This is a genomic window from Nocardioides sp. AN3 (assembly GCF_054653495.1).
This window is the reverse complement of sequence record NZ_BAAIGC010000044.1, coordinates 20,324-31,608: the sequence shown is the minus strand read 5'-3', so window position 1 is coordinate 31,608 and position 11,285 is coordinate 20,324. Positions and strand designations below refer to the sequence as shown.

The 11,285-nt window shown below is 69.1% G+C and carries 13 protein-coding genes; 10 read left to right on the top strand and 3 right to left on the bottom strand.

Annotated elements, in window-relative coordinates; genetic code table 11:
- Positions 1-59 precede the first annotated feature (59 nt).
- The 4 genes from ACYQ1K_RS26130 (at position 60) to ACYQ1K_RS26115 (ending at position 4,423) form a co-directional block, all read left to right on the top strand.
- Positions 60-809 carry a hypothetical protein gene (locus ACYQ1K_RS26130; RefSeq protein WP_459986502.1) on the top strand — a complete coding sequence of 250 codons (750 nt, stop codon included), beginning with the start codon at positions 60-62 and terminating at the stop codon, positions 807-809.
- Entirely contained in the window at positions 806-1,810 is a 1,005-nt protein-coding gene (locus tag ACYQ1K_RS26125; RefSeq protein WP_459986500.1) for a hypothetical protein, read from the top strand. The genes ACYQ1K_RS26130 and ACYQ1K_RS26125 overlap by 4 nt, the downstream gene beginning before the upstream one ends.
- Before the next feature lie 49 nt (positions 1,811-1,859).
- Positions 1,860-2,744: a poly(ADP-ribose) glycohydrolase domain-containing protein gene (locus tag ACYQ1K_RS26120; protein WP_459986499.1), complete on the top strand. Its 885-nt coding sequence runs from the start codon at positions 1,860-1,862 to the stop codon at positions 2,742-2,744.
- Positions 2,745-2,824: 80 nt separating this feature from the next.
- Positions 2,825-4,423, top strand: coding sequence for an exonuclease domain-containing protein (locus tag ACYQ1K_RS26115; protein WP_459986497.1), 1,599 nt, complete (start codon positions 2,825-2,827; stop codon positions 4,421-4,423).
- A 12-nt stretch (positions 4,424-4,435) separates the two neighbouring features.
- Here ACYQ1K_RS26115 and ACYQ1K_RS26110 read toward each other — a convergent pair whose 3' ends face one another.
- The 3 genes from ACYQ1K_RS26110 to ACYQ1K_RS26100 form a co-directional block, all read right to left on the bottom strand.
- Entirely contained in the window at positions 4,436-4,783 is a 348-nt protein-coding gene (locus ACYQ1K_RS26110; protein ID WP_459986496.1) for a hypothetical protein, read from the bottom strand.
- A gap of 336 nt (positions 4,784-5,119) precedes the next feature.
- The gene (locus ACYQ1K_RS26105) at positions 5,120-5,977 is read right to left on the bottom strand and encodes a coiled-coil domain-containing protein (protein ID WP_459986495.1); all 858 of its coding nucleotides are present in this window, start codon (positions 5,975-5,977) and stop codon (positions 5,120-5,122) included.
- Positions 5,978-6,494: 517 nt separating this feature from the next.
- Positions 6,495-6,965, bottom strand: a complete 471-nt coding sequence (locus tag ACYQ1K_RS26100) for a hypothetical protein (protein ID WP_459986494.1) — start codon at positions 6,963-6,965, stop codon at positions 6,495-6,497.
- Between the two features lie 340 nt (positions 6,966-7,305).
- Between ACYQ1K_RS26100 and ACYQ1K_RS26095 the strand changes: the two genes are divergently transcribed.
- The 6 genes from ACYQ1K_RS26095 (at position 7,306) to ACYQ1K_RS26070 (ending at position 11,266) form a co-directional block, all read left to right on the top strand.
- The gene (locus ACYQ1K_RS26095; RefSeq protein ID WP_459986493.1) at positions 7,306-8,004 is read left to right on the top strand and encodes a hypothetical protein; all 699 of its coding nucleotides are present in this window, start codon (positions 7,306-7,308) and stop codon (positions 8,002-8,004) included.
- Between the two features lie 19 nt (positions 8,005-8,023).
- Positions 8,024-8,641 carry a DUF3145 family protein gene (locus ACYQ1K_RS26090; protein ID WP_459986492.1) on the top strand — a complete coding sequence of 206 codons (618 nt, stop codon included), beginning with the start codon at positions 8,024-8,026 and terminating at the stop codon, positions 8,639-8,641.
- 96 nt (positions 8,642-8,737) lie between these two features.
- Complete coding sequence (locus ACYQ1K_RS26085) at positions 8,738-9,796, top strand: DUF4192 domain-containing protein (RefSeq protein ID WP_459986491.1); 1,059 nt, start codon at positions 8,738-8,740, stop codon at positions 9,794-9,796.
- Positions 9,797-9,818: 22 nt separating this feature from the next.
- Positions 9,819-9,974, top strand: a complete 156-nt coding sequence (locus tag ACYQ1K_RS26080) for a hypothetical protein (RefSeq protein WP_459986490.1) — start codon at positions 9,819-9,821, stop codon at positions 9,972-9,974.
- A gap of 193 nt (positions 9,975-10,167) precedes the next feature.
- The gene (locus ACYQ1K_RS26075; protein WP_459986488.1) at positions 10,168-11,091 is read left to right on the top strand and encodes a hypothetical protein; all 924 of its coding nucleotides are present in this window, start codon (positions 10,168-10,170) and stop codon (positions 11,089-11,091) included.
- A 22-nt stretch (positions 11,092-11,113) separates the two neighbouring features.
- Positions 11,114-11,266, top strand: coding sequence for a hypothetical protein (locus ACYQ1K_RS26070; protein ID WP_459986486.1), 153 nt, complete (start codon positions 11,114-11,116; stop codon positions 11,264-11,266).
- The last annotated feature ends 19 nt before the right edge of the window (positions 11,267-11,285 follow it).

The following is an 11,285-nucleotide window of genomic DNA, read 5'->3' as shown; positions in this document are numbered from 1 at the left end:
CGGTTTGAAACGGGGGTTTCAGCCCGGTCTAGCCCGTTCCGATTGTGTACCATCGTGGCATGCCTCCTTCTGTTGAAGCCGCTGAGAGCGATTCACCGCTCTCCTATCTCGGCGCGATCGACCAGCAGGTCGCGGCCGAAGCCGAGATGTACGAGTACGTGCGGCGACTGGTTCGCCACCGGATCGTCGGGTACCTGAGCCGCGACAAGCACTCCAACACCGCCATCGGCGAGATCCTGGGCGTGTCGCATACCGCTGTGGGTCGGACGAACTGGAAGAAGCCGCTCCGACCGCTCGACGACCCCGAGCGGCGAGAGCGTGCCCGGCTGCTCGCGATCGAGGTCTTCGAGGAGCATCTTCCGTGGGGCATGCCCCACGGACAGTGGCCGCGTAGCGATCAGATCATGGAGCGCCACCGCGTGCGGCCGGAGCGCGCCCACGGGTCCGCTGACAGCCCGGGGCGGGAGTGGGTGCGCTCGGACAACAGCCTGATCGTGGCTCTGTTCACCGAGTCGCGCTGGGACGGCGTCGCGACCGCGACTCAGCCCGATGGCGACACGCATGGGCGCTGGCGGGTCCTCGAGTGCCGCCCCGACACGGATGGACTCTGCGAGGGCACCCACGTCGAGCTCACCGCCGCCGACCTCGGTCTGCGTCCTGATGCGTTGAGTTTCGTCGCGAACCGGCAGAGCGACAGTGGGCGGTGGGAGTTCGAGGAGGTGCGCGAGCGAATCGTCGTGCCCGAGTTGAAGGCGCGCTACGCAATCGTCGACGTCGGCGACATGAATCTGGGGGTCTTCGACGTATGACCGGGCCCAGCGGCCTCAGCCCGACGCCGGCGGGTGGTCTGCCGCACGACGGCGAGAGTTGGCTCGAGAATCTCGACAGGGGCATGGCGGTTCTCGAGGAGGTCCCTCGGTTCACAGATCGCCTCGCTCGCCGCCTCGAGCCCTACACCGGTCGCCGGAGTGCACTCGACGTACGTCGCGATGAGGCACGCGCTCTCATCGACCGGGCCGTAGTCGGCTACGTCCGCGCGGCCTGCCAGGAATGGCGCAGGCAGCGGCCACAGGCACCGGACTGGATGCTGCCGATCCTCGACGAGCTGCCCGACCCGCACGAACTCGGAAGCCCGTACGTCCTCCCTCGGGGCCAACGGTGGTACGGCAGGTTGCTCGCCGCCGAGCGTGATCGGCTCCAGCCCCCGCTGGCTGTCGACGACGCGGCCTTCCCGGGTGGTGGCGAGACTCGGACATGGACGCCGTTTACGACGTCGACGCTGAGCGACGAGCAGCAGGACACCTTCCGGCACTGGTTCCACGACCACGGGACCTGGCACACCTGGCCGCCGGCAGACCAAGAGGCGCTGCAGGCGCTGGTGACGGTCGCACTCCCAACACCCGGCCTCGTCTGGCGCCAGCACAAGGTCCAACTCGACCTCGACGGGATCGACCTGCGCACCGCAGAACCAGGGGCAACATTTCAACTGCCCTACCCCGTCTCATGCCGCTTCGAGGCCGTACCGATGGCCAGCATCGGAGCAGAAAGCCAGCTCCCCCGGCGCGCACACTTGCAGGCCGGAGGAGCCGAACAGGCGCTCTACCTCGAGATCTGGGCCCGTCAAGGCAAGGCGTTCGACCCGCCCTACTTCAACGCGCCGAACGAATCCGAGGTCCTGTTGCCAGCGGGCTCGCGGTTCCGGGTCATCCGGCACGTCGACCTGCCGCACCATGACCACGTCCACCCGCGCCCCAACGACCTCCACTCCCACGGACTCCAAGTGCTGCAGTTGACCGGCGGCGTGGAGTGACGACACTGCTCACAGACGGGTTCGAACCAACCGACCAACTGAGTCAACGATGACGAAACTGCAGCAGCCCGGCCGTCCACCGTTGGCCGGCGTCAGGAGGGCGGCGGCCAGGCTCGTGTTCCCGGGCCGCGACAAGGCCGTACGTCGCCGCGTCATGAACGAGACCATCGCCTACTTCGAGGGCTCGGGCGACCGCTCTCACCAGATCGCCGCCCGCAACTTGGCCGCCTGGCATCAGGCTGCCGCTCCCCCGCGCGAGGAGCTCGTCCTTGAAGTGCATGCCGGTGACTGGGGCGACGTCGCCCTCGCTCTCACTCGCCGGTACGGCCGCGTCTTCGCCGTGCTGAACATGGCGCACCCTCGCGTGCCGGGTGGCGCCTACCTCGAGGGCGCCGTCGCCCAGGAGGAGAATCTCTTTCGACGTACCGACTGCCACTTCCACGTCACGGCCGACGACTACGACGCGAGACGAAACCGCTACCGGCTCAAGATGCAGCGCCTCGTCACCGCCCGTGACGGTGAGGTGTACCTCGACGTCGACCAGCCCAGGGTCTGCGTCCGAGGCCCCGAAGATCGCGGCCACCAAGACCTCGGCTACCGCTGGCTCGACCAGGACGACATCTTCCTGTTCTACGAACTCCGTGCGGCCGCAGTCCGCCGCTTTCCGTGGCAGCGGTTCAACGAAGGCGAGATGCGTCGCCGGATCGCAGCCCAGCTCGACACCCTGGCAACCAAGGGGATCCGACACGCGGTGCTCGGAGCCTTCGGCTGCGGTGCTTTCGGCAACCCGGCCGACCGAGTGGCAGGCCTCTACCGCGAGGAGATCGCACGGCGCACCCGGTCCTTCGATGTGTTGGCCTTCGCGATCTACGACGCGGGCTACGGGCCGGACAACGGCGTCCCGTTCTACGAGTGCTTCACCGTTGGCCAGTAGAGCCAACTGTCAGTCCCTGCTATTGGCTCGTGGCCGCGGTTCGGGTATTTCTGTCGGCCGCCGGTGGCATCGTGAGCGGCATGGGCTTTCTCGACCGCTTCCGCAAACCGGCACCGACCGTGTCGGCTCCAGTAGTTCCGCCGACCATCGGGCAGCCGCGTTTCGCGGTGATCGACGTCGAGACAACGGGCCTGTCCCCCGCGCAGCACCGCATCCTCGAGATTGCCGTGATCACCACGGACCCCTGGGGTCGCGTCCTCGACGAATGGTCCACCCGGGTCAATCCCGAGGGTCCGGTGGGCGCAACCCACATCCACGGCATCCGCGAGTCAGACGTCGCCAACGCGCCCGTCTTCCGCGACCTGATCGCGGTCCTCAACCAGCGTCTGGCCGGTGCGGCACTCGCCGCGCACAACGCGACCTTCGACCTGGCCTTTCTGGCTGAGGAGTTCGCCCGCGCAGGCTGGCGCCTCCCGGCCGTGCCGACGATCTGCACCCTCGAAGCGAGCCAGCGCCACCTCCCGCTGCTCGACCGGCGGCGCCTGGCCGACTGCTGCTGGGCTGTCGGCACTCCCCTGACCGGCGCTCACTCCGCACTCGGCGACGCCCGCGCTACCGCGGGCTTGCTGGCAGCATTCATGAACCCGCACATCGGCCTCGCTCCCCTGCCCGAACATCTGGCGCTACCCACCCGCGCGCTCGCGGTCACCTGGCCCGCCTCCCCGGAGGCGCAGCCCACGACCAACCGCCCAGATCCGCTCGCGGGCGTCGTCCGCGTGGCAACCTCCGCACCCGCGCGGCCGACCGCTGACTCCCTGGTCCGTATGGTCGACCGGTTCTCGCTCGCGGACGCGGCCGGCGAAGGCGCCCCCGATGTCTCGATGCCCTACCTGGAGAAGATCGCCGAGGCGCTCGAGGACGGCGAGCTCTCCGACGACGAGGCCGCCGACCTGGCCGGGTTAGCCGCCGTCATGAACCTCTCGACTGCTGACATCGCGGCCGCCAACCGAGCCTTTGTGCTCGCGCTGGCTCACGAGGCCCTCGAGGACGGCAAGGTCTCCCGTGCCGAGCGTGCCGAACTCCTGCACGTGGCCGAACTGCTTCAGGTCGACGCCAAGGTCGTGCCAGCGCTCCTGGACCAGGCCGAGCTGGCTCGCGATACCAGGCTGTCTGACGGTCTCGCGGCATTGCCGGGTGATTGGGCGCACGGCGAGCCGCTTCGCGTTGGCGACAAGGTCGTCTTCACCGGTTGCGAGGCACACAGCCGTCCCCAACTTGAGTCCCAGTCGGAAGCCCGCGGCGTACGGGTCCTGGGCACCGTGTCTCCGAAGGTCACGCTCCTGGTCTCCGACGGCACCATGGACGGCGGGAAGGCAACGCGCGCCCGCGAGCTCGGCACCCGCGTCGTCCACCCCACCGAATACCGGGTGCTGCTCGAACACCTGCAACCCGCACTCCCTCGGCCCGTGAAACCGACCCCGGCCAAGAAGGCCGCGAAGCCGAAGCCGGCTCCCGCACCGGCGTCAGCGGCTCCGGTTGACCTGCCCGCCGGCACCGCACCCTCCGACGTACGGGCATGGGGCCGCGAGAACGGCTGGGACGTCGGCGTCCGTGGTCGCCTCAACCACGACCTAGTGGCGGCGTTTGTCGCCGCCCAGAACGGCAGCGAAGCAGGCTAGTTGGCCGGCCGGCTAAGGGCCGGTCTTGATGCTGTGGAACCGTGCGCGCACCTCGTCTGGGTCACGCGGCGGGTTGTCGATGACGTCGGCCAGTTCCGCATCGGCGTTCATGACATAGAGAGTCTGGCCATCTGGGAAGGTCAGGGTTGCGTGGTCTCGCTCTCGTCCCTGCTTGTCGAGCTCGACGTGCACGAGAAGGCGGGAGGTGTCGTGACGCAGAATCATCACGAGCCGCTGCTCGCGCCGCCATCCTTGGCGGCGTCGGGCGAAGTGGTGGCCTTCGTGGCTCCAGCCCTCAGCGAAGAGCGGGAGTAGGTGCGGGGGCACGGGGCACCACTGGTACGGGTCTGGCTCTTGCATCGGTGGCCCCATCTCTCTCGGAGGATCGAACGGGTTTGGGGGTAACCAGAACGCAGGGGTGGGCGCCCTTGCGAACTGCTGGCTTCCCCTCCGGTCAGCGATCTGTCTGGCGGACTCTCCCGGCCTCGGCTGGTATCAGTCGGGCTGACGAGCAGTGGCGCGCGTACTCGCTGGGCGTGATCTCACCGACGATGTACTGCACGGTGGCGTCGACGTCGTCGCGAGTGGGTTCGTGACCGGCGGGGCACGTCTGCGCGAGGTGACGGACGACCGCGTGCCGCTGGCCAGGCGTGAGGCCGACGAAAAGTTCTGGCCATTGCATGGCGCTGCGGCGACTCATTCGCTCTGCGTCTTGCGTTGGGTCCGGGGCTTGGAAGCCGCTGCCCGTAGCTGGTCGACCTGATCCTGGAGGCCACTGCGTTCAGAGCGGAGTTCGTTGATCTGCTCCTGGAAACTGGCGCGGAGGTCGACGAGGCGCTGCTCCCCGTGACCGCGTTCGCGTTCGACCTCGGCACGGGCGGCGTCTCGTTCGGCTCGCGCCGTGGCCTCGGTGGCGCGCAGTTCACCGAGCTGCTCGCGAAGAGCGTCGAGCTGGCTCCGCGCGGTGTCGACTTGTTCGCGTGCGGTGGCCGCGGCGGTCTCTGCCCGGTCGGCGCGGGTCGTCTCGGCGGTGGCGCGCTCCACGGCTCCCCGTGCACGCTCGTCCGCCTCGGCCCGTACCGCTTGTGCTGCGTCGAGTTCCTGAGCCAGGCCGTCGCGCTCGGCTTCGATGACGGCGACTCGTTCCTCGAGGCGGGTCTGCATCGAGGTGAACTCCGCGCGCAGCGTGGCGATGGTTGCCTCTGCCTCGGCTGCTGCGGCTGCTGCGGCCTCCCGGCTCGTGGTGAGTTCGTCCTGCAGCGCGGCGGCCTCGTTCTGGTAGGCGTCGGCCTGCGCGCCGGCGTCGGCGAGTTGTTCCTCCAGGCGGGCCACCGCCTCGGTGGACTCGACCGCGGCCGCGTCCGCTTCCTCGCGCTCGGCCTCGGCTCGGCGCTGGGCCTGCTCGGCCCGCGACGCGCGAGCCACCGCTGCGGCGATGCGTTCCTCGGCTTCGGTGGTGACCGACTCGATCTGCGCCTCGGCCGCGTCGAGGTCGCCTGCCGTGCGGATCTCCTCGATCGCGCGTGGCAACTGGTCGAGGAACAGCTCGGCCATCCCGGTGAGCTGAGCGACGAGCTCGCTTGCCTTCTGACGGGCGGCCTCGACGGGTCGCGCGTCGTCACCTGCGCCGCGGGCGTCGGGCTGACCGGAGTCCTTGAGGCGCTGCCGCTCGCGCCATGCCGAGGCGCGGTTGTGGCTTGCGTCGTCGCAGTACTCCGGTGGTCGGCCGGTTCCGGCGTCCCCTGCGGCCGCGGGGCGGTCGCAGCCGGGGAAGCGGCACGTCCGCTGATCGGTCTGCTGCACCTGTTCGCTCATAACGTCACCATAGCATGACGTTAGACGTAACGAAACGGAATGACGGAACGAAAGACGAAACGACCGGATGTCAGGCCACGGGACATGACCCGCGGGCTCGACCTGGAGCGTTCGGGGGACATGTGTCGGCAGTGCGTGGAATGCTCGGCGCTCCGAGAGCCCGTCGGTGACCCGAGACGCTGGCGGGCTCTCCACTCCCCCTCGTGGTGGCCCAGGCAGGGCGACAGCGGCCGTCGCCCCGGCGCTGGGGAGCCGGTCAGCGTCTCCGGGGGTCGGCGGCGTGGATCTGAGCAGTGACCTCGGGGAGCAGCTCGCTAAGAGAGACCGGCGCGGAGTCGTCGGCGAGCTGGTCAAGCAGCTCCTCGGCCGGCTCTTCAAGGCGTGGAGCGGCGTAGTTGTCCCAGTCGTCGGTCGCGGCGGCGAAGCGCCGGTAGTTCTCGGCGTCGGTGGGCGCACGGAGCCAGGCTGATGCGGTCGTGGCCACCTTGCCGGCGAGGTGGGCTGCCTCGTCGTCCATGCCGTGCAGGGCGCGACGTGCTGCCTTGCGGATCTGGGCAGCCACGCCGTCCTCGGTGGCCGTCGGCTCAAGGGTCGGTGCGACGTACGCATCCCACGCGGTGACGGCGACGACCAGCCGGCGGTAGGCCTCGGTGTCAGCCTTCGCGTGACGCCAGGCCGATGCCGCCATGGCCACCTGCCGCGCGAGTAGGACCGCCTCGTCGTCCATGAGCAGCAAGTGTTGACGACCAGACGCCCACTGTGGAAGCCCCTCCCCCACGGAGCTCCATGCGCTGAGGGATCCCGGGGTGCCGAAGAAAGTGGGGCTGGCTCTGTCCGATCGGGCGTGCGGCCGGTTGCTTCTCTCTGGCAAGAGAGCACACCCACGAGGGAGAAGGCCCCGCGATGACGCAGCACCCGAACGAACCGACTGGCCCATGCGACCGGGTGCACCCCCACCCGGTCGTCGCGCTGCGAGATCACCTCACGCAGACCATGTCGGCCGCGAACCAACTCCGGTCGGTCCTCGCGACGCTCGACGACCCCGGGCGCAGGTTCGGTGAGGACCGATGAAGGAGCGCGAGCTGCACGCGGCCGCCGATGCTGTGTTCGACGCGGAGCGTGCACTCAGGCGCGCCGCTGACGCTGTGGATGAACTCGGCGACCTCGCCACGTCGTCCCTGCGGGTACTCGACGAGGCGGCGACCGACGCCTTCAACGCCCACCAGGAGGAACGGCGTGACTTCTACATGGAGTCCGCTACCGACCACCTCGCACGGCTGCGCAACAGGTCTGGGCTGATGAACGAACTCGGTGAGGACCTCGCGCACCACCTGACCGCCGCCGGAAGCGCGATCGAGCGCGCCGGCTACGAGCTGTTCCACAGCAGCGAGAACTGGGAGGAGTCGAATGACATCGAGCTCCGGGCGCTGCGTACGCAGTTGGATGTGCTCAGCGAGGTCGTGAGGTTGTCGCGTCCGCTCGCGGATCAGATCACTCGCCACGCGCAGCAAGCCGCCGAGTCGGCGACCGGTACCGACGCGCTGATGCTCCTCGACGAGCGGGTCCACCACGCAGACCAGCAGGTCACCCGGGCGGACGAGGACGTGTCGATGATGCGGTCGGTCATCGAGAGTGCCCAGTCGCGGGCGCGGACCTCAGCGGCGCTCGCAGGGTCCCTGAGCTACGCAGCGAGCCACCCGGAGGCCACCGCGAGGCACCCGCATCAGGCCCACACCAAGCCGTCCGACCCCGGCATCGCCATCTGAGAGGAAGGTGCACAACGTCATGGTTGATCGCACGTGGATGCAGGTCGTGATCTACTCCTGCCCGCCGGAAGACGTGAGCAAGGTGCTCGACGTGCTCGAGCAGTTCAACCTCGACAACGAGTACGTCCTGCCCGACGACCCGGAGCGAGACCCGGCCGCCCCGTCCCGCCTGCCCAGCCTCGAGCTCGGCCGCGGGTACATCCACTCCGAGACTCCTTGCGGAACCAGCAACGACATCAGGCAGGTCCTGCCCGAGGACGCCGCATGGAAGGTCTGGGAGGAGCCCACCTACGTCGCACTCGGAGCGGTGTACCTGAACCACCCCGACTTGGGGTTGTTCAAGGCTGACTGCGACCACCGCGGCCAGCCGGTCTTCTCCAGCGTCGAGGTCGACGATCTCGTCGAGCTGACCGGCGGCGACCGGGTCCAGTTGGGACACCGCACGGGCCGCACCTGGGAGATGGCGCTCGAACAGCTCGAGGCGGTCAACAACGGGATCGTGATCCCGCGCGACACCGCTACAGCGTCGGCGCCGCTGCAGGCAGCCGCGCTGAACCAACTGGCGACCGGCCCCGCGAGGTGGCTTCCGCCCGATGCGCCGGGCCTCGCCCGCGCCACGACCGCCCCGAACCGCTAGGCGCTTTCGCGCATCCGAAACGGCCCGGCGCGCCGGGTGCCTTCGTTCACGACAACCGCCTCAATCACACGCACCGTTGGAAGGTAGGAACCCCTGATGAACACACTCACGATCAGGTCGCACGACGACCTGATCTCCTATGTACCGCACCTCATGCGGTTCCATCCCGAGGGGATGGTTTGCGTTCCGCTGAGCGGCGACGGTCCCGTCGCGCGACTCGACCTGCCGCCCACTCCCAAGGAGATGGAGCCGTTCCTGCAGACGCTGTCCGACACCTACCTGCGTCGGCACCCCACGCAGCACATCGCCCTTCTCGCCTACGGAGACGACGCGAAGGCCTGCATCGAAGCGCTCTCCGAGCTCGGTGACCGGCTGGCCAACGGCCAGCACCGCCCGGACGTGGGTCCGATCTTGTGGGTCAACGGCGACCAGTGGTTCGACGTCCTGGCTGGCACCAGCGGGACCGTGGATCCCTCCGCTCGAGCGCGTATGGATGCGGAGTTCGCCCTGATGGGCAAGGTTCGGCCCTCCGGCAGCCGGACGGACCTCGCCGCCGCCCTCCAGGGCGACCCTGCCCCCGTCGCCGCACACCTTGAGGCCGCGCAGGAGCGGCTAAGGGAGATGGACCTGAGTGGGTTCAATGCGGAGGTCGAGTGGCTCGGCTCGCGACTCGACGAGTTCACCGAGAACCGGCAGCCCCTCTCCGACGTCGACGCGGCCCGCGCACTGGCAGCAATTCAGAGGGGCACGGCCAGGGATGCCGCGCTGATCCGTCTGACGCGGGCGACCGCTCCGGTCCACACGGACCTGTGGCGCGACCTGGTCCGCCGCTCCCCGGAAGAGGTCCGCGACCAGGCGGCGTGCATCCTCGCGCTCAGCTCGTACCTGGACGGCAACGGAGGCCAAGCTTGGGTCGCGCTCGACCAGATCACGGAGGCGCCGCCTGCGCTCGCCGAGATCGTCCAGACCGCGCTCGAGCACCCCGTCCGCCCGGAGGTGCTCGAGCGCATGCTTCACGAGCCCAGCTGCGGCAGCGCATCCATGCAGCAGGCCGCCCTGCGCAACCAGCCCGCGCAAGGCGTCCGCGGTCACGAACACGACAACACCAGCAACCGCGGGATCGACGGCCCGGACTCGGCGTCCCCGAGCCGCTGACACACGGACGGAGAAGAGACACATGTCGACCACTCGATCGCAGCTGGAGAAGCGCCTCGCGCGACTCCTTTCCACCACTCCCCCACCCGCGCAGCGCCCGGAGGCACAGCAGAAGGTCGACCTGGTCTACCTCGACCAGGAGACCCAGGACCGTCTGGCGGCGAGCCGGCACGAGTAGTCACGGGACCCACCTGTCAATTGGTTCGCCCGCGACCTGTGGATAGCGCTCGGCTATCCACAGGTTTTCGGCGGTGCGGTTGCACTGTCGTCGGTGAGATGCACACTCAGATTGAGGTGTCGGCGCGTTCGGGTCGTGTCGACCAGCACGTGGGCCGCCGAGGGGTCCCGGGCAAGGAGAGGATGTGAGGATCGTGCGGACTTCGACAAAGCTGATCCGCCTGGGCGCCGTTGTGCCGGCCGGCCTCGCTGGCAGCTTCATCGCGGTTATCGGCTTGGGATTCCTGCCCGACCTCGGCCTGGTGGCCGCGTTCGCCGGCACGCTCGTGGCGTCGCTCGTCCTGGCAAGCGGGATCTGGGAGGCACCGGCGGTTCGGGTCTTCGGGTTCGCTCGGAGCCTGCGGCCGGGTGAGCGCGGAGCCCTCGGTCCGGCGCTCGCCCTCCTCAAGGTGCTGGAACTGGAGCCGGGACGTGTGCTGATGCGCCTGGCCGACACCGGCGAGCTGCCCGCGAGGTGGATCGGACGACGCACGGTGATCGTCGATCCGACCCTGGTCCAGGGGCTGTACGAGAACCGTCTCACCCGCGAGGACGCGGCCGCGGCGATCGGGCACGCAGTGGCAAGCCAGCGGATCGGGCCGTCCCGGTTCGACCTCGCCGCGCGGCTGTGGGCGTTCCCCTGGACGCTCCTGCACGCCGTGGTCCGACAGATCGCGCGGGCCTTCTCGTGGGTGCCCGCGGCTGGGTTCGCGTGGCAGATGCGGTTCGTGATCGGCGTCATCGTGGTCGTCCAGGGCTTCCAGCCCGGTGGAGACCCCGCGCTCGGTGTTGCAACCGGCGTGCTGATCGCGATCAGCTACATCGCGCCCGCCGCCGACCGGCACTGGCGCCGAGTAGTCGAGCGAGCCGCCGACCGCGAGGTCGCCCTCGCTGGCCTGGCTGGGTCGATGGTCCACTACGCGCAGTGGCAAGACGGTGCCGACTCCCTCGAGCGGGTCCACCGCATCAGCGAGGCCGCTGCCGAACGCCAGCGCAGGAAGAAGGCCGCGCAAGAGCCCACCGCCACGACCACCGGGAGCGGTGCGCTGGTGCTGACCCACCCGACCGCACGCCGCTAAGCAGAGGAAGGAACCACGAATCATGGACGACCTGCACCTCGAAGCCGACCTGTTCTTCGGCCCCTGCAACGATCCCGACTGCCCCGGCGCGGCTCTTGCCGCTCGGGAACGACGACTCGAGCTCGTCTGGCCTACGCGCGAGGAGCAGCAGCTGATCGACGGCATCAGCGAGTGATCGTCAGCCCGCCATGTTC

Excerpts from the sequence above, each read along its gene's own strand:
- ACYQ1K_RS26120 (WP_459986499.1), top strand. The coding sequence starts at position 1,860 with ATGACGAAACTGCAGCAGCCCGGCCGTCCACCGTTGGCCGGCGTCAGG.
- ACYQ1K_RS26070 (WP_459986486.1), top strand. The coding sequence starts at position 11,114 with ATGGACGACCTGCACCTCGAAGCCGACCTGTTCTTCGGCCCCTGCAAC.
- ACYQ1K_RS26100 (WP_459986494.1), bottom strand. The coding sequence starts at position 6,965 with ATGGACGACGAGGCGGTCCTACTCGCGCGGCAGGTGGCCATGGCGGCA.
- ACYQ1K_RS26105 (WP_459986495.1), bottom strand. The coding sequence starts at position 5,977 with ATGGCCGAGCTGTTCCTCGACCAGTTGCCACGCGCGATCGAGGAGATC.
- ACYQ1K_RS26090 (WP_459986492.1), top strand. The coding sequence starts at position 8,024 with ATGGTTGATCGCACGTGGATGCAGGTCGTGATCTACTCCTGCCCGCCG.
- ACYQ1K_RS26130 (WP_459986502.1), top strand. The coding sequence starts at position 60 with ATGCCTCCTTCTGTTGAAGCCGCTGAGAGCGATTCACCGCTCTCCTAT.
- ACYQ1K_RS26085 (WP_459986491.1), top strand. The coding sequence starts at position 8,738 with ATGAACACACTCACGATCAGGTCGCACGACGACCTGATCTCCTATGTA.
- ACYQ1K_RS26110 (WP_459986496.1), bottom strand. The coding sequence starts at position 4,783 with ATGCAAGAGCCAGACCCGTACCAGTGGTGCCCCGTGCCCCCGCACCTA.
- ACYQ1K_RS26125 (WP_459986500.1), top strand. The coding sequence starts at position 806 with ATGACCGGGCCCAGCGGCCTCAGCCCGACGCCGGCGGGTGGTCTGCCG.
- ACYQ1K_RS26115 (WP_459986497.1), top strand. The coding sequence starts at position 2,825 with ATGGGCTTTCTCGACCGCTTCCGCAAACCGGCACCGACCGTGTCGGCT.
- ACYQ1K_RS26095 (WP_459986493.1), top strand. The coding sequence starts at position 7,306 with ATGAAGGAGCGCGAGCTGCACGCGGCCGCCGATGCTGTGTTCGACGCG.
- ACYQ1K_RS26080 (WP_459986490.1), top strand. The coding sequence starts at position 9,819 with ATGTCGACCACTCGATCGCAGCTGGAGAAGCGCCTCGCGCGACTCCTT.